This is a genomic window from Kitasatospora sp. cg17-2 (assembly GCF_054031055.1).
Window position 1 is genome coordinate 978739 of sequence record NZ_CM132923.1, and the last position, 19024, is coordinate 997762.

Consider the following 19024-nt stretch of genomic DNA (forward strand, 5'->3'; position numbering starts at 1 on the left):
GGCGAGCAGCCATGACCGGCACCACCAGCGGCACCAGAACCAGCAGTACGACCGGGACCACCAGAGTGGTCGTCGGGCTCAGCGGATCCCTGGGCAGCCTCGCGGCGCTCTACCGCGCCGTGGCCGAGGCCGCCCGGCGCCAGGCCGTGCTCGTCCCGGTCGCCGCCTGGTCGCCCTCCGACGACGACCGGCGCGGACCGCGCCCGCTGTCCGAACTGGAGCACGCCGCCCGCCGCCGCATCGACACCGCCTTCGAGCAGGCCTTCGGCGGCTACCCCGCCGACCTCGTCATCCACCCCCTCACCGTCCGGGGCAACGCCGGACCCGCCCTCGTCTCCGCCGTCACCGGACCCGACGACCGACTGCTGATCGGCACCGGCCGCCACAGCCGCCTCGCCCGACTGCTGCCCGGCACCGTCCTCGCCCACTGCCACACACACGCCACCTGCCCCGTCACCGCCGTCTCCCCCTCCGAACTGCTCGAACGCCTGGAGTTCAGCGCCCGCAGCGGCGCACCACTCCCCTTCGCGGCCGGCCACCCCGGCACCCGACACACCCACCCCCGGCCCGTCGGCGTGCGCTGATCACCTGGGCGGTCGCCGGCCCGCGTCACCGCTGACCCGGGCGGGGGTTCGGAAAACCGAACCCCCGGTTCGGGGGGCCGCACCATCGATCCGTGCGCCGCAGCCGCCAAGGATGGCGGTATGGACGGAACGACACAGACCACCGGTACCGCGGCCGCCGCGCGGGCGGACGACCTCTACCGCGAGTACGGACGCGGCACCGCCGCGGTGCGGGCCCTGCGCGGGGTGTCCGTGGCCTTCGCGCCCGGCACCTTCACCGCGGTGATGGGGCCCTCCGGCTCCGGGAAGACCACCCTGCTGCACTGCCTCGCCGGGATGGACCGCCCCACCCGCGGCACCGTCCGGTGGGGCGACACCGAGGTGTCGGGGCTGCCCGAGCGGCGGCTGGCGGAGCTGCGGCGCAGCCGGGTCGGGTTCGTGTTCCAGGCCTTCAACCTGATGCCGGCCATGACGGTCGCCCAGAACGTGGAGCTGCCCGGCCGACTGGCCGGGCGGCGGCCCGACCGGCGTCAGGTGCTGGACGCGCTGGCCCGGGTCGGCCTGGCCGGGCGCGAGCGGCACCGGCCGGGGCAGCTCTCCGGCGGTCAGCAGCAGCGGGTGGCGATCGCCCGGGCCCTGGTCTCCGACCCCGAGGTGCTGTTCGCCGACGAGCCGACCGGCGCCCTGGACCGGTCCACCGGGCACGAGGTGCTGGCCCTGCTGCGGTCCGGGGTGGACCGGGACGGCCGGACCTGCGTCATGGTGACCCACGACCCGGTGGCCGCCGGGTACGCGGACCGGGTGCTGATGCTGGCCGACGGCCTGGTGGTCGACGAGCTGGAGCGCCCCACCGCCGCCGAGGTCGGCGAGCGCCTGAGCCGGCTGGGCGGGTGAGCGCGATGTTCTCCCTCGTTCTCGGACAGCTGCGTCGGCGCCCGGCCGCCTTCGCCGGAACGGCGGTCGCCCTGCTGCTCGCCATCGCGGCGGTCACCCTGTTCGGCTCCCTGTTCGCCGCCGAGCTCGCGACGCCGGCGGCCGTCCGGAAGGCGGCCGCCGGACCGGGGCTGATGGTGATCGCGGCGGCGTTCGGCGAGATCGCCGTCCTGGTCGCGTTCTTCGTCGTCGTCAACGCGCTGGGTTTCGCGCTCCGTCAGCAGCACCGTGAACTGGCCCTGCTGCGCACCGTCGCCGCGACGCCCCGGCAGACCCGGCGACTGGTGCGCGGCGAGGTCCTCGTCACCGTCCTGCTGGTGACCGGGCCGGGCTGGGCGCTCGGCGCGGTGGCGGCCCGGTGGTTCCTCACCGCGCTGCAGCGGCGCGGTATGGCGGCGCCGGGCGTCCGGGTGCCGGGGACGCCGGTGCCGATGCTGGTCGCCCTCGGCGTCGTCCTGCTGGTCGGACTGGCGGCCGCCGCCGTGGCGGCCCGACGGATCTCCCGCATCGCGCCGGCGGCGGCGCTGACGGCGAGCTCGACGGAGCACGCCCGGACCGGTGTGCCGCGGCTGCTCGCCGGGGCCGGCGCGCTGGCGGGCGGTGTCCTGCTGCTGCGGCTGTCGGCGACCCGGCCGGCCGACCAGGTGGACAAGGCGGGGCAGGCCGCGCTGCTCGCCTCGCTGGTGCTGCTGGTCGCGGTCGCCCTGGTGGGCCCGTTCGCGGCACGGGTCCTGGCGGCCGTGCTGGGCGGTCCGCTCCGGGTGCTGGCGCCCGGGGCGGGCTGGCTGGCCGACGCCAACCTGCGCGGTTACGCGCGGCGGCTGTCGTCCGCGGTGGTGCCGGTCGCGCTGCTGGTGGGGCTGTCGGGCACCATGTCGATCATGACATTCACCGCCGGGCGGGCCGCGGCGGCGGGGGGCAGCGCCTCCTCCGTGACCTCCGCCACCGACATCTGGCTGCGGCAGGCCGAGCTGGGGATGCTGGTCTGCTTCGCCACGGTCTCCGTCGTCAACACCCTGGTCGCCGTGACCGCCGACCGGCGCCGGGAGTTCGCCCTGCTGCGGCTGGTCGGCGCCACCCGGCCGCAGCTGCTGCGAATGCTCTCGGCGGAGGCGGTGCTGACCACCGCGGTCGGCGTCCTGCTCGGCGCGGCGGTCGCGGGCGCCGCGACCTCCGCGTTCAGCGCCGCCGTGACGGGTTCGGCGGTGCCGCCGGTGCCGGTGGGGACCTGCGGGTGGATCGTGGCGGGCGCGGCGGCGCTGGTCCTGCCGGCCATCCTGGTCACCGGCCGCCGGGCGGTCGGCGGACCGGCGGCGGAGCTGGTGGGCGGCGGCCGTGACTGAGCGCGCCGACGGCCCGGCCGGAGGGGCGAGGCACGGCGCCGCGCCCGGGTGGCGGCGCCACCTCGCCGTCCGGGGCGGGGACTGGGCCTTCGCGGTCCTCGGGCTGCCGGTCGCCCTGCTCGGCGGGCTCCTCGCGATCGCCGTCCTGTACGCGGGGGTCCTGCTCTCGCTGACGGTGGTCGGCCTGCCGTTCGTCGCCCTCGCGCTGCTGGGTGTGCGCCGCCTCGGCGCACCGCAGCGGTGGCTGGTGGACCGGCTGCTCGGCGAACGGGTCGAACCGCCGGCCCCGCTGCCCCGCCCGGCGGGAGCACTGGCCCGGGGCCGGGCGGTGCTCACCGATCCGGTCGCCTGGCGGGTGCTGCTCCACCTGCTGCTGCGGCTGCCGTTGGGCGTGCTCGGCTTCGCGGCCGCCGTGCTGCTTCCGCTCGGCGGCGGGTGGCTGGTCGGCTTCCCGCTCTGGATCCGGCTGCTGGAACCGGGCCCCCGGGCGACCGGCTGGCCGGAGCTCGTCGCCGTGCCCCTGGGCCTGGTGCTGCTGGCCTCGGCACCGGGCACGGTCCGGGCGCTGAGCGGGGTGAACCGGCGGCTGGCCCGGGCCCTGCTCGGACCGGTCCGGACCCACCAGCGCGTGCGGGAGCTGGAGAACGCCCGCAGCGGCCTGATCGCGGCGAACACCGACCGGCTCCGCGGGCTGGAGCGTGATCTGCACGACGGCACGCAGGCCCGGCTGGTGGCGCTGGCGATCACGCTCGCGCTCGCCGAGGACGCGCTCGGCCCCGACGGACCGCCCGGGCCGGACCCGTCCGCCCCCGCGGACGCTGCGCGGCTGCGCGCCCTGGTCACCCGGGCCCGTACCCAGACGGACGACACCATCGTCGAACTCCGGCTGCTCACCCGGGGCATCCACCCGGTGACGCCGGAGGGCGGCCTCGGCGAGGCCCTTCCCGGTCTCGCCGCGACCTGCCCCGTACCGGTCGACATCCGCCTCGACCTGCGTCAACGGCCGGAGCCGGCCATCGAGCAGGCGGTCTACTACTGCGCCGCCGAACTGCTCACCAACATCGCCAAGCACAGCGGGGCCCGCTCGGCCGAACTCGCGGTGCGCGCGGCCGACGGCCGGGTCCGGCTGCTGGTGCGCGACGACGGCCGGGGCGGGGCGGCGCCCGGCGGCGGGGCAGCGCCCGGAGGCGGGAGCGGCCTGACCGGACTGGCCGAGCGGCTGGCGGCGGTGGACGGGACACTGCGGGTGGACAGCCCACCCGGCGGTCCCACCACGGTCACGGCCGACCTCCCGACGGCCCTGTGAACCGTCGTCACCCCTCCTGCTCGGCCAGGTACGCGAGCACGGCCTTCACCCGCCGGTTGTCGACGTCCGTGGCCGGCAGGTCGAACTTGGTGAACACGGCGGCCACGTGCTTCTCCACCGCCCGCTCGGACACCACCAGCAGCCCGGCGATCGAACGGTTGGAGTGGCCCTGCGCCATCAGCTCCAGCACCTCGCGCTCGCGCGGCGTGAGAGTGTCCACCAGCCGCCGCCGCACGCCGCGCATCAGCCCGGTGACCACCTCCGGGTCGAGCGCCGTACCGCCGTCCGCGACCCGGTGCAGCGCGTCCATGAACTCCGAGGTCCGGGCCACCCGTTCCTTCAGCAGATAGCCGATCCCCGCCGCGCCACCGGCCAGCAGCCGGGCCGCCCAGGCCGTCTCGACGTGCTGGGAGAACACCAGGATGCCCGCCCCCGGGTCGGTCGACCGGATCTCGACGGCGGCCCGGATCCCCTCGTCGGTGTGGGTGGGCGGCATCCGGATGTCCACCACGGCGACGTCCGGCCGGTGCTCGGCCACCGCGGCGATCAGCTCCGGCGCCGTCCCGGCGGTGGCCACCACCTCGCACCCCCGCGCGCCGAGCAGCTCGACCATGCCGTCCCGGAGGATCACGGAGTCCTCGGCCAGTACCACGCGCAACCGCTTGTCGATCATGACGCCATTATCGGGCCCGCCCGATCGGGCCCGGGAGCCGCAGGTGGGCGGGCCGATCTTCACGCGGGCGGCTCCGGGATACTGCCGGGATGACAAACGAACTGACGGCCCGGCCGGAGACAGTGGCGGCCGGGGACGGGGAGCGTCGGGCGCTGCGGCGTGATGTGTCGGGGCCGGCGCTGCTGGCGGGCCTGGTGTGCGTCGCGGTGTCGTTCTCCGGTCCCCTGGTGGTGGTGCTCGCGGCGGCGGCCGCCGGGCGGCTGGACACCGCGCAGACGGCCTCCTGGATCTGGGCGGTGGCGATCGGCAGCGGGGTGAGCGGCTTCGCGCTGAGCTGGTGGACGCGGACGCCTGTGGTCACCGCCTGGTCGACGCCCGGGGCCGCGCTGCTGGTGACCAGCCTGGGCGACTACCCGTACCGGGAGGCGATCGGGGCGTTCCTGGTGAGCGCCGTGACGGTGACGCTGTTCGGGGTGACCGGGTGGTTCGGGCGGCTGATCGCCGCGGTGCCGGTGGGGATCGTGAACGCCATGCTGGCGGGCATCCTGTTCTCCTTCGGCGCCGGGATCTTCGGTGCCGTGCACAGCGCGCCGACGCTGGTGGTCGGCGCCTTCGCGGCGTTCCTGGTGGCGAAGCGGTTCGTGCCCCGGTACGCCGTGCCGGTGGCGCTGCTGGCCGGCGGGGTGCTGGCGGCGCTGACGGTGGGGCTGCCGCTGCACCTGGGCTCGGGCGGGCCGACGGTGCCGGTGCTGACGGCGCCGGCGTTCTCCTGGTCGGCCGCGGTGGGTCTGGCGCTGCCGCTGACGATCGTGGCGCTGGCCTCGCAGAACGCGCCCGGTCTCGGGGTGATGCGGGCCTTCGGTTACCGGGCGGACGACCGGCTGCTGATCGGTTCGACCGGCGCGATATCGGTGCTGATGGCGCCGTTCGGCTCGCCGGGGGTCAATCTGGCCGCGATCACGGCGGCGATCTGCTCGGGCCCGGAGGCCCACCCGGATCCGCGCCGCCGCTATGTGGCGGGGATGTCCTCGGGTGCGCTGTACGTGCTCGTGGGCAGTTTCGGCGGGGTGCTGGTGAGCCTGTTCACCGGGCTGCCGAAGGAGCTGATCGCGGTGATCGCCGGGGTCGCGCTGCTGGCCTCGCTGCAGGGCAGTCTCGCGGCGGCGGTCGCCGAGGAGCGCGGGCGGGACGCGGCGATGGTGACGTTCCTGGCGAGCGCCTCGGGGATGAGCCTGTTCGGTATCGGCTCGGCCTTCTGGGGGCTGGTGTTCGGGCTCGGCACCCACCTGGTCCTGGACGCCCGGCGGGGCGGCGACAAGCGCTAGCGGTCCGGCAGGACTTCGACGTTCTGCCTGATCGGAGGACTGCGTGTCGTCGAGGATCGGGACACTGTTGATCGCGCCGAGGCGTTCGGCGGAGTGAACGGGCGGGGGGCGGGAAGTCGGCCGAACCGACTTCCCGCCCCCGCAACAGCATTCGACTCAGGCGCCGTGGCGGTGACGCCGACGCCGCTCCACGACCAGGAGCAGAACTCCACCGCCGAGCAGCAGCCCGACACCGGCAACAGCGGCGACCCGGATCCCTCCGCCGGCACCCGTGGAGGCGAGTGCGCCTCCGGTGCTAGGGGTCGAAGCCGGGGCCGAAGTGAGGGCCGCGCTCGGGCTCGGGCTCCCCGAGCTGCTCGGGGAGCCCGACTCGCTCGGGGAAGCCGAGCCGGTCCGGGAAGCCGAGCCGGTCGGCCTGTTCGTGGCGGACGGCGGGACCGACTCGCCCGGACGCGTACTCGGGCCTGCCGAGCCGGTCGGCTCACCGGTCGCGGACGGAGAGCCCGACTCGCTCGGACGCACACTCGGGCTCGCACTCGCACTCGCACTCGGGCTCGGGCTCGCACTCGGGCTCCCCGAGCCGCTCGGGGTGGCGGTCGGTGACGGCGAAGCCGCAGCCGCGGTCCAACTCACCTCCGCTCGCGCGATGGTGTGGAACTTGTTGAGTCCAATGAGGATCAGCGGCTGACTGTCCGGACTGACCAGCACCGAGCCGTCCTCGACCGGCACGTAGCCCGCCACGCTGACGGTCCCGCCGCCCGCGCCCGCGGCGGCCGGGACCTTCACGAAGAGCGGGTCACCGTTCTTGGCCGGGCCGGTCAACCGACCGCTCCCGTCCGAGAGGACGGTTCCCTTCCCGTCGGTCAGCACCGCACCGGCCGCGACAGCCTCCGGGCCGAGGAGCCCGATGACCTGATCGCCGGTGGTGGCGATCCCGATCGGGCCGAGCACCGACCCGGCGCTCCCGGTCACCGTCGCGGGGGCGAGGGACAGCGGAGCGGCCGGTTCCTCGACGTCGACGGCGTGCGACACGAGGTAGTCGACGAGCCGGTCCGGGACAGGGCTGTTCAGCACCCCCTTCACGTGGTTGGTGAGGCGCCAGACGGCGGCCTGGGTCGCGGCGGCCGCCTGCGCCCTTGTGAGCTTTCCCTGAACAATCGCCCCGAGCTCCTCGACGGTGACTGTCGGGAACCCGTGCCGCAGGATCCAGTTGACCTTCCCCGCATCCGCGTTGCCCTTCAACGTGGACACGCCGGACCAGCGGCCCACCTCGTACGGCGAACCGAGTTTCATCTCGCTCCGGGCGTCGAGGGAATAGCCGAAAACGGCGGCGACGGGGTCGAAGGTCCTCATTTCCATCAGACCGCCCCTGACCCCGTCGTCCTTGCCGTCGCCGAAGAAGACGAATTCGCCGACGACTATCCTGCTGGTCGACACATGCGACGCGTGAACACCGGGAGGCTCCTCGGGGATGCCGTCCGTTCCGGCGGCCTCCGCCGGCGCCGGCACGCCGAATGCCAGCGTTCCCGTCGCGAGCACGACTCCTGCCGCGCGGATTGCAGACTTCCACTTCACTGCTGATTCTTCTCCTGTGAACTCCGGAACCCAATGGCCCCGGTCCGGGCCGGATCAATGCTTGTGTCCGCCTCCGCCCTTCGCGGCGCGGCCGTCGAAGAGAGAGTGGCCGTTCCACGGCTCTATGGCTCCATAGAGGCGACCTATGACATGCCGCCGGAGCCGGAGCGCGAGCCGCTGGAGGGCAGGTCCGCCGGGATCCTCCATTGCCCTCCATCGGCTCGCGACATCCGCCCAACTGTGCTCGAAATCCTTGGGCTTGCCGTTCCGGACACGAACGAAGGTATCAACGGGAGGGCGGGTCCGGAGCCGGATTCCCGGGGCACTTCCTGCAGAACCGGGGCGCAGGTTCCTGCAGCAATGGAGCCCCCGCGCCGGAATATCGCAACAGGACTCCCACCCCGTCGCCACGACGGCCCGCCCGTGTCCCCGACCTGGGGTACTGTTCCGGTCCGACATTTCTTCACGGGGACGGTGGAATCAGTGGAACGAGCCACACTGGCGGCCCTCGGCGTGAGCCCGCAGGAGGAATCCGCCTATCGAACGATGCTCCGGTCACCGGGAATCGGGATTGCCGAAATATCCCTCACCTGCGGAATCAGCCGAGAGGGGGCCGGAGCTCTCATTGCCCGACTGCGGGAACTCGGAATGGTGGCCGCGACCGGTGGACGCGCGTACAGCGCCCTCGATCCGGAGTCGGTGGTGGAACGACTGGCACGGCTCCGGATCCAGAGTCTGCAGGGTGAGATCCGGCAGATCGCCTCGTCGCGTCATCTGGTGGACGACCTCCTGGACGAACGGCGGGCGGGGCGGCAGAGGTCGGCCCGCGAACTGGAACACGTCGAGGGGCTCGACCAAGTGGTCGCGTGCGTCGACGAACTGTCCTTCTTCTCCCGCGAGGAGCGGCTCACGACCCACCCCGGACCGATCCTCACCGCCGCCTTCGACGCGGTCAGGAGCTCCGACCTCAAATACCTGCAGCGCGGCCTGCGGATGCGGACCATCCTGCACGCCCGTGCGCTCGACCGCCCCGAGGTCGACCTCTTCGCGGCGGAGCTGGCGCGGGAGGGAGCCCGGGTCCGCAGCACTACGGGCGCGCTGGAGCGCATGGTGGTCTTCGACCGCCGGACCGCCGTGGTGGCGGCCGACCCGCACGACATCACCAAGGGCGCACTGATCGTCCGCGAACCGGGCCTGCTGTCGCACCTGCTGGCCCTCTTCGAGCACCAGTGGTCGCAGTCCTGTGAAGTCGAGGAGGAACTGCCGGGCGAGGTCGAGCGGAAGGTGCTGCACGCCATGGCACGCGTCGACAAGGACGAGGTCGGCGCCCGGGAACTCGACATGTCGCTCCGGACGTACCGGAGCCATGTCTCGACGCTGATGCGCCGGCTGGGAGCGGCGAACCGGTTCCAGGCCGCGCTCGCCGCCCGTGAACGGAACTGGATCTGACGCGGCGGCACCGACCGACGGCATCACGGCGCGGGCACCTCGTCCGGACGACGGTGGGACGGAACAGGCCCGCAGCGGGAAGCGGTGGCGGAGTGCGCGGCACGGGAGGGGCGTGCACGAATCGTTCCGCTCCCCGGGAGGCGCCCGGGACGGGGCCGCTCCGAGGCCCGCAGCCCTCCCCCGCGGTGCCGCCCGGCCCGGCACCACCGGCCCGGACCGGTCGAAACCGGCGTGCGGGGGCGCGGTCCCGGGCCGCGCGCGACACCGGGCGCCACCCCTCCGGCCTTGGCAGGGATCACCGCGACGGCGGACGCTCTGTGCACAGCCGATCATCGGCTGATCCCCTTCACCTGCCAGCCCCCGGAGGGCACCCATGTCGTTCTCGCGCACCCGCCTCGCCGCCGTCGCCCTGCTCGTCGCCGGTGCCACCGCCCTCGCCGTCCCGGCCCAGGCCGCCGGCGGCAACCGGGCGCTCAGCCGGTTCGACGACGGCAGCTTCGAGACGCCCAAGGCCCCCGTCAACTCCTTCACCCCGCTGACCGCCGGTCAGACCATCGGCCCGTGGAGCGTCGCGAGCGGCAGCGTCGACCTGATCGGCGCCGGCTTCTGGCAGGCCGCCGAGGGCGACCAGTCGGTCGACCTCAACGGCACCAGCGCCGGCACCGTCACCCAGCGCTTCACCACCGTCCCCGGCACCACCTACTCGGTCACCTACTCCCTGGCCGGCAATCCGGCGGGCGCGCCGGCCCTGAAGACCGGCCGGGCGCTGATCGACGGCCAGAACTTCCAGGACTTCTCCTTCGACGTCACCGGCCGGACCTTCGCCGCCATGGGCTACGTGGGCCGTCAGTTCACCTTCGTCGCGCAGGGCACGTCGACCGCCCTGGGCTTCACCAGCACCGTCGGCGGGTCCTACGGCCCGGTCGTCGACAACGTGCAGGTGCAGGAGTGCAAGCCCTGTTGCGGCTGACCGGCCCGCCCCGCAGACTCGGGCCCGGCGGGGCGGTCGCCCCGCCGGGCCCTCGGGATCAGCGGGTGCAGCTGATCGCGGCGTTCGCCCCGTAGTAGCCGGGGGCGAGCCGGTAGGACTCCGCGAACAGCAGCACGCACTGCTCGTCGAGGAAGCCGTTCAGCAGTGCACTGTGGCGGGCCTGCCGCTCGGCCTCGCGCTTGGCCTCCTTGGGGCTGTTCTCGTAGGCGGAGCCGGTGAACCTCAGGGTCTCCTGCGCGACGGCGGCCGCGCCGGACCGGGTGACGGTGTCGGTGGCGGCGTGCGCGGCGGTCGGCACGAGCACGGCCGCACCCGCGAGGAGGAGGGCGGCTGCGCCCCGGACGAACGTCGACGTCATCTCAGTGGTCCTGCTTTCCTTCTCGGTGGACTCGGGGGTGGACATCGGACGGGTCAGCGCCGGCAGAAGACCTCGGCGACCACCGAGAACCCGCCGCCGCTCGGCTTGACGTCGGTGGCGCGCAGGTAGCACTGGCTCCGCAGCCAGCCGGCCCGCTCCGCCTTCGCGAAGGCCGCGTCGGAGGCGTTGGCGATCGCGGCGGACTGCGTGTAGCCGTAGCCACTGGCGGTGAACGACGCCGACTCGGTCGCGGCGGTCGAGGCGACCCCGGCGGGGCTCGCCGGGGCGGCCCCGGCGACGGCCGCACCGCCGAGCAGGCAGGCCGAGGCCGCGACCGCCACGACGGCGGCGCGCAGACGGAGCGAGGAAGAACGGCTCATGGGGACTCCTCCGGAACGGATCCGATGATCACGGCGACGACCCGTGCCCCGGACGACTGCCGGGGCGGGGTCGGCGGAGCCAGTCTCCGGGCGCGGAGTCCGGCCGGGCAAAGCCCTTCGAGCACGGTCGAATCCGGACACCTGGCGGACGTCCGCTCAGGGGGCGGCGAACAGCCCCGGGAAGGAGGAGGCCAGCCACGGCCGACGGCCCCAGGCCAGCACCCTGCCCCGGCGGAGGGCGTCGGTGGCGCTGAAGCGGCCCAGCGCGATCAGGAGGAACGCCACCGGTTCGGTGAGGATGGTGCAGTCCGGACGGCGCGGCGGCCGCCGGCTCACCACGGCCGCACCGTCCGTGAAGGTCACCGCGAAGCCGTCCAGGCCCCGGACCCGCAAGCGGTAGCAGGCGCTGTGCCCGGCCGCCGCGCGGGCGTCCACCACCAGCGGCATGGCCGTCCGCAGGAAGGGCATCGTCAGCCCGACCCGCCGCCGGTCGATCGGGTGCGGCCGCCCCAGCGCGACGGCGATGTCGTAGAGGTGGCCCAGCATGTGGGTCAGCAGATAGGCGCCGAGGGTGTCCAGGTCCATGTCCCCCAACGGGGTCCGGACCGGCTCCCCGCCGCCGCGCGGTCCGGCCGCCGCGGTGAACCGCCGGGCCTGCCGGGCGATCTCCGCGCCGAGCACGGCCGGGTCCCGCTCCGGCCGCTCGGCCAGCGAGGCCGCGTTGGCCGCCGCCAGCGAACCGGGCGTGCCGTCCCCGTACGGCCGGTCCGCGCCGGCCGCGAGTTCCGCCATCAGCTCGTTGGCCATCGCCAGGTGCGCGGCCGCCTCGGCGACCGTCCACTCCGCACCGGGTATCGGGGTCGCGCCGCGGCAGCCGGCGAGCAGGGCGACGGCCGCGTCACCGACCTCGGTGACCGCGTCGAACAGCGCGCCGCGCCCGGCGCCGGGCCCCTGCGCGGGGAGCTGGCGATTCATGGAGGTGAACACTGGCGCACTCCCACGCCCGTGTCCAGAGCCGCGCCGCGAGCCGCCGGCCTTCCCGGCTCAGGGCAGGGCGAGGCGCAGCCGCTCGCTGACGGCGTGCATCGTCCGTTCGTCGAGCCGCTTCTCCTGAACCTCCACGTCGTAGAGGCCGGGACGGATCGTGGTCACGAAGTCGGCCAGGACATGACCGGCGACGTCGTCCACCGCGCACCCCTGGTGCTCGCCGATGGAGACGGCCGTCGGCCACTCGTCGGAGCCGGTGCCGATCTGGGCGACGACGACGGTGTCCAGGACGGCGTTGCGGGTGTCGTTGGAGATCACCACCCACATCCCGCCCATGCCGTCGCGCCCGACGACGATCACGTCCCCGCGCCGCAGCGAGGTCACAGGGTCCCCTCCATGGCGCTGACGGCGAAGTAGGTGGCCCGGTCGGCGAGCGCCGTCTCCTCGGCGCGCCCGAGTGTCCGGCTCATGTGGCGGTAGCCCGCTTCCAGGGCGACGGCCAGGGCCCGGTCGAGGGCGGCGGCGTGGACGAAGCGCTTCACCGGGAGTCCGGCGGCGGCCGCCGCCCGCCGGATCCGGGTCAGCTCGGCCTCCGTGAAGGAGACGTTCAAGGCTGGCATGGCCATGACGGTACCGGCATCCGGTACCGGCGACCAGGTGCTGTCGGCACCCGCGGCGGGGCCCCTCGGGTGTCAAGACGCGGCGACCGGTCCCCGACCCGGCCCGCGCCGGACATACCCGCCGCCCGGGCCCTCTTGACATCCCCGCCGGGCGGCGACGGCTGCTCTCCTTGTCGGAGGCACCACGGCCAGGCGCTTTCCTCACACCCGACAGGAGAACAGCCATGCCCATCCCCTACGCCCGCAAGGCCCTGACCGCCCTCGCGACGGGGGCGGCCCTCGTCGGCGCCACCCTCACCGCCGCCGGACCGGCCTCCGCGGCCACCGAGCGGGCCGACTACCAGGTCGCCTGCGCGAGCAGCAAGTACCACTGGTGCGACGCGGTCAGCGCCAGCGGCGAGTACGCCCAGATGAACGTGTACTGGGGCAGCGACGGCCACGAGTACATCGACGCCTTCTTCAACACCAACCACTACGGCCAGAACCTGTGGATCCTGACCTGGAACGGCAGCGGCTGGGACTGGTCCGGCGTCGCCGCCACCTACGACTGGCAGAACGGCTACTGGGGCGCCGTCGACAACGGGCGCTCCGACGCCGGCAAGACGATCAAGCTCGCCATCTACAACTGGGACACCGGCGGCTACGTCTACACCAACTCGCACTGACACCGGCGGTTCCCTGCTTCCCGGTGCCCTTGAGCCCTGAGCCCGCCGAGTCCGTCGAGTCCGTCGAGTCCAGGACCACCGGGGACGGAGCCCCCGCGCGCGCCGGCGCGGGGGCTCCACCGTTTCAGTCCCCCGCCGAGCCCGATGGACCGGGCGGACGGCGGTCGAGGACGCGCAGGCGCAGCCGGTGCGGCCGCAGGACGGTGGTCAGGCGCATCGGGCGGTCGTCGGAGCGGCGGCCGCCGGACACCGCGACGGGCCGTCGGCGTGCCAGCAGGGTGGCCAGCGCGATGGCCGCCTCGGTGCGGGCGAAGTCCGCGCCCAGGCACTGGCGCGGACCGTTGGCGAAGCCGGCGAACGCCCAGCGCGGCAGCGCGGCGGAGCGCTCGGGCAGCCAGCGGTCCGGGTCGAAGCGGGCCGGGTCGGCGAAGATCCCGGGATGGTGGTGGGCGACGTACGGGCTCAGCACCACCTGGGTGCCGCGCGGCAGGGTGCGACCGCCGAGCTCGGTGTCCCGGGTGCAGGTGCGCAGCAGGACCCAGCCCGGTGGGTAGAGCCGCAGGGCCTCGGTCAGCACGCGGTCGGTGTACGGCAGTCGGGGCAGGTCGCTCCACCGGGCGGGCCGGCCGTCCGGCAGGGCCTCGTCGAGTTCGCGGTACAGGGCGTCGAGCACGTCCGGGTGGGCGGTCAGCAGGCGCAGGGTCCAGGAGAGCTGGGAGGCGGTGGTCTCGGTGCCGGCCAGCAGCATGGCGACGACCTGGTCGTGCAGTTCGGTGTCGGACAGGGCCGAACCGTCCTCGTCGCGGGCGGCGACCAGGCCGGCCAGCAGGCCGGTGCGGTCGGCGCCGTGCTCCCGCTGGTCGCGCACCAGCTCGGCGACGGTGCCGCGCAGGGTGCGCACGGCCGCGCGGTAGCGGGGGCCCGCGGGCAGTCGGACCACTCGTCGCAGTGCTCCGGCGAACGCGGTCTCGAACGCCCGCTGGAGCCGGCCGGCCAGGGCGTCCGGCACCTCGGTGCCGAGCAGGGTGCGGGTCACCACCCGCAGGGTGAAGCGGTAGCAGGACGGGAAGACGTCCACGACCTCGCCGGGCCGCCAGGATTCGGCGAGCAGCGTCGCCTCCCGGGTCATCACCTCCGCGTACGCGGTGACCCGGTCGGGCCGGAACTCCGGTTGCAGCATCCGGCGTTGGCGCCGGTGGTCGGCGTGGGCGCAGGTCGCGACCCCGTTGCCGAGGATCTCCCGGAAGCGCCCGTAGATCGGGCCGCCCTTGTCGTAGGTGCGGTCGTCGGCGTAGACCTGCCGCAGCAGTTCCGGGTGGCAGGGCACCACCAGCCGGTTAGGCCCCAGGCGCAGGTCCACCAGGTCGCCGTGCCGGTGCAGTCCGGCCAGCAGGGCCGCCGGATCGCGCACCAGCGCGGGCAGGTGCCCGAGCAGGGGCACCGCCCCGGGCAGGCTCGCGTGGACGTAGGCGGGTGGCGCGGCATCCCGCGCGGACGAGGACACGTACAGCAGCGTAGGGACGGCCGGGGGCGGACGACAGTACCCGGGCGTCCGCCGCGCCCGGGCCCTGCTCGGCCCCGCGGCCGAGGGAACCGCCGGGGTGGCGTCAGGCGCCGGTCGCGGCGGAGGCGGCGACGGTGGCGGCGGTGGTGGCGGCCAGGATCGCGACCTGGGTGGCGCGGATCGTCTCCTGGACGGCGTCCGCCGCCCACTGGCCCTCGGCGAGGGCGGCCATCCTCGGCTCGACGCGCTTGCCCTGGTCCCCGGGGAAGGCCAGCCGGTGCAGCCGCGCGCCGTGCAGGAGGCCGATCAGGCCGGCGGTCCGCAGGTCCGGCTCGGCGCCCTCCAGCACGACGCGGTTCAGCCGCTCGCGCAGCTCGCGCTCGACCGTGCCGTCCGCCTCGGGGAAGCGGCGGACGGGGAAGAGTCCGAGCACCCGGTGGCGCTCCTCGGTGACGATGCCGCGCTCGCGCAGGCTCTGCAGGGCGGCCTCGACGCTCCTGGCCTGGTCCTTCCTCAGCCAGGCGGACACCGTGGCGGACTTGGTGCTCCCGGCCCAGGCCGCGATCGACTCCAGCCGGCCGTCGAGCAGCGCGTCGCCGGTCGGCGAGGTGTCGGCCACCTCCACCCGGCCGCCGTCGACGCGGATGCGCTCGGCGAGCGCCAGCTCCAGCAGCAGGCCGCCGGCGACGATCCAGCCGACCGCCCAGCGGTCCTTGGCCTGGCCGCTGTCGTCGTCCAGCGACAGCAGCATGATCTCTTCGGCCAGTGTGACGTGCATGGTCCATCCCCCGTGATCAAGGTACGAGCGCCCGGGTCCGGGGACGGTGGCCCTCGGCCGGGACGATCGAACGATCGAGTGATGATAGATCATTTCGATCGAAAAAACAGGAGGTCAGGAGGCCGGGAGGCCGGGAGGCCGGGAGGCCGGGCGGTCAGAACGACGCGGCCGGTCGGACGGCTCGGACCGGCCGGGCGGCGAGCAGCTCGTCGAGGCCGACGATCCGGTAGCCGCGCCGACGCAGGCCGGTGATCACCTCGGGCAGGGCGGCGACGGTCTGCGAACGGTCGCCGCCGCCGTCGTGCATCAGCACCACCGAACCCGGTCCGACCCCGCTCAGCACCCGCTCCGCGACGACCTCCGCACCGGGCCGCGACCAGTCCTTCGCGTCCACGTCCCAGAGCGCCGTACTGAGGCCCGACCCGGCCACCGACCTGAGGAGTTCCGGACTGCGGCCGCCGTACGGGGGGCGCAGCCAGCGCGACGGGCGGGTGCCCCCGCAGGCGTGGGCGAGGGCGTCGGCGGTGAAGCCGAGCTGCGCGCGGAGCCCGATCGGGCCGAGGTCCGGCAGATAGGCGTGGGACCAGCTGTGGTTGCCCAGGGTGTGGCCCTCGGCGGCGATCCGGCGGACGACCCCGGGGTGGGCCAGGGCATGCAGGCCGATGCAGAAGAACGCGGCGGGGGCGTCGTACCGGGCGAGCACGTCCAGGATCCGCGGGGTGTACTCCGGGTGCGGGCCGTCGTCGAAGGTCAGTGCCACCAGTGGGGCGGCTCCCCCGCCTCCCGCCAACAGCAGCCCCTGTTCGGCGAGTTCGCGCTCGACCGGTCCGCTGGCCGCCTCCGCGGCGGTGATCGCCTCCTCGCGGCCGGCCAGGGTCCAGCCGTCCGGCGGCAGCGCCGTCAGCGCCTCGGGGCTGTCGCGGCCCAGCGCGGCCAGGGAGCGCGCCGTGACCCGACCGTCCGTCAGCACCGGCGGGTCGGCCCGGAGTACGGGTATGCCGAGGGCGGCGAGCGGGGCGTCCATGATGCCGTTGGCGCTGTCGAGGACCACCGCGAAGCCGTCCGGCGACTCCCCCGCCAGCTCGGCCAGCCGCGCCACCGGCCGTTCCAGGCCGCAGTGTTCGTACACCTCGTCCGGTCCGGACGGCCCGTCGTCGGCGCCCGCCACGGCGATCCGGTAACCCCCACGCGTCAGACCCACTCCTGCGAACCGCACTGTGCTGCGCCTCCCTTGGACCGTTCGTGGCCGGCGGGACGGCTGCGGGCGGCTGCGGACGGGCCGCCGACGACGGCGGGCCGGTACGGACCGCTGCGGGCACCCTCGGCATCCGCCCGGCGCGCACCCCGGTCGGCGGGCAGCCCAGATCATACGGACGCCGGGGCTCCGCGACGACAGCTACGGCAGGCAGCTTCCGGACGAGGGGCGGAGGCCGGGAGCGGAAGGCCGCAAGAGCGGAGGGCCCGGTACCGGTTAGGGTCGGGGCCATGTCTGCTCCCGCCGCCGCTCCCACCCCCGCCCTGCGCCCCGCCACCCGCGCCGACCTGCCCGCCGTCCTGGCCCTGCTGGCGGACGAGGACCGGGTGGTGGACCAGGCGACCGTGCTGGTGACGGAGGCCTACGAGCGCGCCTTCCACGCGATCGACACCGACCCGCGCAACGAGTTGCTCGTCCTGGCGGACGCGGAGGGCGCCGTGGTCGGCTGCCTCCAGGCCACCTACATCCCCGGCCTCGGCAAGGGCGGCGCCGAACGCGCGCTGCTCGAAGCGGTGCGGATCCGCGCCGACCGGCGCGGGGGCGGGCTCGGCCGCGTCCTGATGACGCTCGCGATCGACCGGGCCCGTTCGCGCGGCTGCGCGCTGGTCCAGCTGACCAGCAACAAGCAGCGCGGGGCCGCGCACCGCTTCTACGCCGGGCTGGGCTTCACCCGCAGCCACGACGGGTTCAAGCTCGCGCTCTGAGGCCGGCGCTCCGGGCGCCGGGGCAGGGGCGCCCGCCCGACAGGCCGTGGCGGCGAACAAGCGGCCGTGGCACGGGGAAACGGCAGCGGAGCGGCCGGTTCCGGCCAGGGCGGGGACGGGGCGGGACGGGCGCGGTGGGGCGGCTGGTACCGGTGCGGAGGCGGGCGGGGCGGGACGGACCGGCCGGGGCGGGTGGGGCGGTGGACGGCCGCCGCGCGAACGGCCGACGGCGGACCGGGCGGCCCGTGCCGGAGGCCTGTGCCACCGCCCGGCCCGCCCCTACGATGTGAGCGCCGTCGGGCCTGACCCCCGACCCCGTCACTGCCGGCCGACGCCGGACCGCACCGGTCCTCCCTGAGGGACCGTCACCCCGTCGGCCGCCGCGCGCCGGCCCCGCCACGGGCCCGGGCGGAGCAGCGGTGCGGGCAGCACCGCGCAGGCCACACCCGTGATTCCTCACCGTCCAAGGGGTATGCCCATGCACGCCGGTACCTTCGCACCACCGGTCAGACCCGTCGGCGGCGCCCGCGCCGTCCGCGCCCTGCTCCTCGTCCTCGCCGTGCTGGCGGCCCTGGTGGGCGTCAGCCTCCCGGCGGCCGGCCCGGCTCACGCCGCGGTGCCCGACCGCTGGGGCTTCGCCTACCTCGACAACCCGAACCCGCCGCTCGGCTACGTCCCCGACACCAGCCGCCAGTGGGGCAGTTGGCCCACTCCGGCCAGCAACCCGGTGAAGGTGGACCAGGTCGGCACCGGCTCGTACGTGGTGCACTTCCCGCTGATCGCCGGGCCCGGCGGCATCGCGCACGTGACGGCCGTGAGCCGCACCGGCAGCTGGTGCCAGGTCAGGAGCTGGGGCACCGCCGGCACCGGCCAGGACGTCACGGTGGGCTGCTACCGCCCGGGCGGCGCGCCCGAGGACAACCGGTTCACCGTCCTCTACACGACCAGCAGCGGCGTGCCGTCCCCGCCCGGCGGCAGTTACGGCTACGTGTTCGCCAACTCCACCGGATCGGTGATCACCCAGTACAACTCGGTCGGCGCCACCAACACGGTGGGCGCCGGCGGCACCGGCATCTGGAAGGTCTGGCTGCCCGGCCTGGGCCAGGCCACCCCGGTCGGCAACCTCCAGGTCACCGCGGTGGACGCGACCGCGGGCGCCCGCTGCAAGGTCGCCGACTGGTCGCCCGCCGCCAGCGGCCAGACCGTCGTGGTCGCCTGCTTCAACGCGGGCAACGCCCCGTACAACACCCGCTGGACGCTGAGCTACTCGGAGAAGCGGGCGGTGCACGGCCCGGCCTTCCCGCCCAGCAACTTCGGCTACCTGTGGTTCAACGGCGGCCTGCCCCCGGGCACCAACTACAACTCCTCCGGGGCCGTCAACACCCTGACCGGTTCGGTGCCCTACACCGTCAACCTGCCGAACGTCGCGGTGCCGCCGGACACCGCCCAGGTCACGGCCTTCGGCCCCGGCCCGGACTACTGCGGGCTGGCCACTCCCTGGAACCGCAGCGCCGGCACGGTGAACCTGTTCGCGCTGTGCTTCAACGGCTCGGGCTCACCGATCTCGTCCCGCTTCTTCACCGCCTACACCTCGGCGTTCTAGCCCCGCCGACGG

Annotated in this window: 20 protein-coding genes; 10 read left to right on the forward strand and 10 right to left on the reverse strand. The window is 74.7% G+C overall.

Annotated features, from left to right (window positions below):
* Nucleotides 1–11 precede the first annotated feature (11 nt).
* The 4 genes from ACW14Y_RS03810 (at nt 12) to ACW14Y_RS03825 (ending at nt 4145) form a co-directional block, all read left to right on the forward strand.
* On the forward strand, nt 12–584 hold the full coding sequence (locus ACW14Y_RS03810) for a universal stress protein (protein ID WP_456985864.1): 573 nt from the start codon (nt 12–14) through the stop codon (nt 582–584).
* Between the two features lie 120 nt (nt 585–704).
* On the forward strand, nt 705–1457 hold the full coding sequence (locus ACW14Y_RS03815; protein ID WP_402723813.1) for an ABC transporter ATP-binding protein: 753 nt from the start codon (nt 705–707) through the stop codon (nt 1455–1457).
* A 5-nt stretch (nt 1458–1462) separates the two neighbouring features.
* Nucleotides 1463–2839, forward strand: coding sequence for an FtsX-like permease family protein (locus ACW14Y_RS03820; RefSeq protein ID WP_456985865.1), 1377 nt, complete (start codon nt 1463–1465; stop codon nt 2837–2839).
* Entirely contained in the window at nt 2832–4145 is a 1314-nt protein-coding gene (locus ACW14Y_RS03825) for a sensor histidine kinase (RefSeq protein ID WP_456985866.1), read from the forward strand. Before ACW14Y_RS03820 ends, ACW14Y_RS03825 begins: the two co-directional genes overlap by 8 nt.
* Nucleotides 4146–4152: 7 nt before the next feature.
* Here the strand turns inward: ACW14Y_RS03825 and ACW14Y_RS03830 are convergent, their stop codons facing one another.
* Nucleotides 4153–4818, reverse strand: a complete 666-nt coding sequence (locus ACW14Y_RS03830; protein ID WP_456985867.1) for a response regulator — start codon at nt 4816–4818, stop codon at nt 4153–4155.
* Between the two features lie 89 nt (nt 4819–4907).
* Here ACW14Y_RS03830 and ACW14Y_RS03835 point away from each other — a divergent pair, with 89 nt between their 5' ends.
* The gene (locus ACW14Y_RS03835) at nt 4908–6143 is read left to right on the forward strand and encodes a benzoate/H(+) symporter BenE family transporter (RefSeq protein ID WP_380300247.1); all 1236 of its coding nucleotides are present in this window, start codon (nt 4908–4910) and stop codon (nt 6141–6143) included.
* Between the two features lie 156 nt (nt 6144–6299).
* On the opposite strand, the gene ACW14Y_RS03840 is transcribed toward ACW14Y_RS03835, so the two are convergent.
* Nucleotides 6300–7580: a Cys-Gln thioester bond-forming surface protein gene (locus ACW14Y_RS03840; RefSeq protein ID WP_456985868.1), complete on the reverse strand. Its 1281-nt coding sequence runs from the start codon at nt 7578–7580 to the stop codon at nt 6300–6302.
* 786 nt (nt 7581–8366) lie between these two features.
* On the opposite strand from ACW14Y_RS03840, the gene ACW14Y_RS03845 reads away from it, so the two are divergent.
* The gene (locus ACW14Y_RS03845; protein WP_456985869.1) at nt 8367–9167 is read left to right on the forward strand and encodes a helix-turn-helix transcriptional regulator; all 801 of its coding nucleotides are present in this window, start codon (nt 8367–8369) and stop codon (nt 9165–9167) included.
* A 373-nt stretch (nt 9168–9540) separates the two neighbouring features.
* On the forward strand, nt 9541–10137 hold the full coding sequence (locus ACW14Y_RS03850; protein ID WP_380310979.1) for a choice-of-anchor C family protein: 597 nt from the start codon (nt 9541–9543) through the stop codon (nt 10135–10137).
* Nucleotides 10138–10195: 58 nt separating this feature from the next.
* Here the strand turns inward: ACW14Y_RS03850 and ACW14Y_RS03855 are convergent, their stop codons facing one another.
* From ACW14Y_RS03855 to ACW14Y_RS03875, 5 genes are all read right to left on the reverse strand, one after another.
* Nucleotides 10196–10516 carry a hypothetical protein gene (locus ACW14Y_RS03855; protein WP_380310981.1) on the reverse strand — a complete coding sequence of 107 codons (321 nt, stop codon included), beginning with the start codon at nt 10514–10516 and terminating at the stop codon, nt 10196–10198.
* Between the two features lie 53 nt (nt 10517–10569).
* Nucleotides 10570–10896, reverse strand: a complete 327-nt coding sequence (locus ACW14Y_RS03860) for a hypothetical protein (protein WP_380310983.1) — start codon at nt 10894–10896, stop codon at nt 10570–10572.
* Between the two features lie 156 nt (nt 10897–11052).
* A complete protein-coding gene (locus ACW14Y_RS03865; protein WP_380389942.1) occupies nt 11053–11871 on the reverse strand; it encodes a maleylpyruvate isomerase family mycothiol-dependent enzyme in 819 nt (272 codons plus the stop codon).
* Between the two features lie 69 nt (nt 11872–11940).
* Nucleotides 11941–12267 (reverse strand): type II toxin-antitoxin system PemK/MazF family toxin, encoded by a 327-nt coding sequence (locus tag ACW14Y_RS03870; protein ID WP_380310987.1) that lies wholly within the window; start codon nt 12265–12267, stop codon nt 11941–11943.
* A complete protein-coding gene (locus ACW14Y_RS03875; RefSeq protein ID WP_380310989.1) occupies nt 12264–12503 on the reverse strand; it encodes a plasmid mobilization protein in 240 nt (79 codons plus the stop codon). The genes ACW14Y_RS03870 and ACW14Y_RS03875 overlap by 4 nt, the downstream gene beginning before the upstream one ends.
* A gap of 224 nt (nt 12504–12727) precedes the next feature.
* On the opposite strand from ACW14Y_RS03875, the gene ACW14Y_RS03880 reads away from it, so the two are divergent.
* Nucleotides 12728–13168 (forward strand): hypothetical protein, encoded by a 441-nt coding sequence (locus ACW14Y_RS03880; RefSeq protein WP_380310991.1) that lies wholly within the window; start codon nt 12728–12730, stop codon nt 13166–13168.
* 124 nt (nt 13169–13292) lie between these two features.
* On the opposite strand, the gene ACW14Y_RS03885 is transcribed toward ACW14Y_RS03880, so the two are convergent.
* The 3 genes from ACW14Y_RS03885 to ACW14Y_RS03895 all read right to left on the reverse strand — a co-directional run bounded on the left by ACW14Y_RS03885 (nt 13293) and on the right by ACW14Y_RS03895 (nt 16651).
* The gene (locus tag ACW14Y_RS03885) at nt 13293–14672 is read right to left on the reverse strand and encodes a cytochrome P450 (protein WP_456985870.1); all 1380 of its coding nucleotides are present in this window, start codon (nt 14670–14672) and stop codon (nt 13293–13295) included.
* A 103-nt stretch (nt 14673–14775) separates the two neighbouring features.
* On the reverse strand, nt 14776–15450 hold the full coding sequence (locus ACW14Y_RS03890; RefSeq protein WP_380310994.1) for a GOLPH3/VPS74 family protein: 675 nt from the start codon (nt 15448–15450) through the stop codon (nt 14776–14778).
* A 154-nt stretch (nt 15451–15604) separates the two neighbouring features.
* Complete coding sequence (locus ACW14Y_RS03895) at nt 15605–16651, reverse strand: polysaccharide deacetylase family protein (RefSeq protein WP_380444174.1); 1047 nt, start codon at nt 16649–16651, stop codon at nt 15605–15607.
* 284 nt (nt 16652–16935) lie between these two features.
* Here ACW14Y_RS03895 and ACW14Y_RS03900 point away from each other — a divergent pair, with 284 nt between their 5' ends.
* Together ACW14Y_RS03900 and ACW14Y_RS03905 are read left to right on the forward strand one after the other, a co-directional pair.
* The gene (locus ACW14Y_RS03900) at nt 16936–17409 is read left to right on the forward strand and encodes an N-acetyltransferase family protein (protein ID WP_456985871.1); all 474 of its coding nucleotides are present in this window, start codon (nt 16936–16938) and stop codon (nt 17407–17409) included.
* A gap of 478 nt (nt 17410–17887) precedes the next feature.
* A complete protein-coding gene (locus ACW14Y_RS03905; RefSeq protein ID WP_380311000.1) occupies nt 17888–19012 on the forward strand; it encodes a hypothetical protein in 1125 nt (374 codons plus the stop codon).
* Nucleotides 19013–19024: the final 12 nt, after the last annotated feature.

Coding starts and splice junctions, on each gene's coding strand:
- ACW14Y_RS03865 (WP_380389942.1), bottom strand. CDS start 11,871: ATGAATCGCCAGCTCCCCGCGCAGGGGCCCGGCGCCGGGCGCGGCGCG.
- ACW14Y_RS03900 (WP_456985871.1), top strand. CDS start 16,936: ATGTCTGCTCCCGCCGCCGCTCCCACCCCCGCCCTGCGCCCCGCCACC.
- ACW14Y_RS03810 (WP_456985864.1), top strand. CDS start 12: ATGACCGGCACCACCAGCGGCACCAGAACCAGCAGTACGACCGGGACC.
- ACW14Y_RS03890 (WP_380310994.1), bottom strand. CDS start 15,450: ATGCACGTCACACTGGCCGAAGAGATCATGCTGCTGTCGCTGGACGAC.
- ACW14Y_RS03820 (WP_456985865.1), top strand. CDS start 1,463: ATGTTCTCCCTCGTTCTCGGACAGCTGCGTCGGCGCCCGGCCGCCTTC.
- ACW14Y_RS03830 (WP_456985867.1), bottom strand. CDS start 4,818: ATGATCGACAAGCGGTTGCGCGTGGTACTGGCCGAGGACTCCGTGATC.
- ACW14Y_RS03905 (WP_380311000.1), top strand. CDS start 17,888: ATGCACGCCGGTACCTTCGCACCACCGGTCAGACCCGTCGGCGGCGCC.
- ACW14Y_RS03815 (WP_402723813.1), top strand. CDS start 705: ATGGACGGAACGACACAGACCACCGGTACCGCGGCCGCCGCGCGGGCG.
- ACW14Y_RS03835 (WP_380300247.1), top strand. CDS start 4,908: ATGACAAACGAACTGACGGCCCGGCCGGAGACAGTGGCGGCCGGGGAC.
- ACW14Y_RS03860 (WP_380310983.1), bottom strand. CDS start 10,896: ATGAGCCGTTCTTCCTCGCTCCGTCTGCGCGCCGCCGTCGTGGCGGTC.
- ACW14Y_RS03880 (WP_380310991.1), top strand. CDS start 12,728: ATGCCCATCCCCTACGCCCGCAAGGCCCTGACCGCCCTCGCGACGGGG.
- ACW14Y_RS03875 (WP_380310989.1), bottom strand. CDS start 12,503: ATGCCAGCCTTGAACGTCTCCTTCACGGAGGCCGAGCTGACCCGGATC.
- ACW14Y_RS03845 (WP_456985869.1), top strand. CDS start 8,367: ATGGTGGCCGCGACCGGTGGACGCGCGTACAGCGCCCTCGATCCGGAG.
- ACW14Y_RS03855 (WP_380310981.1), bottom strand. CDS start 10,516: ATGACGTCGACGTTCGTCCGGGGCGCAGCCGCCCTCCTCCTCGCGGGT.
- ACW14Y_RS03850 (WP_380310979.1), top strand. CDS start 9,541: ATGTCGTTCTCGCGCACCCGCCTCGCCGCCGTCGCCCTGCTCGTCGCC.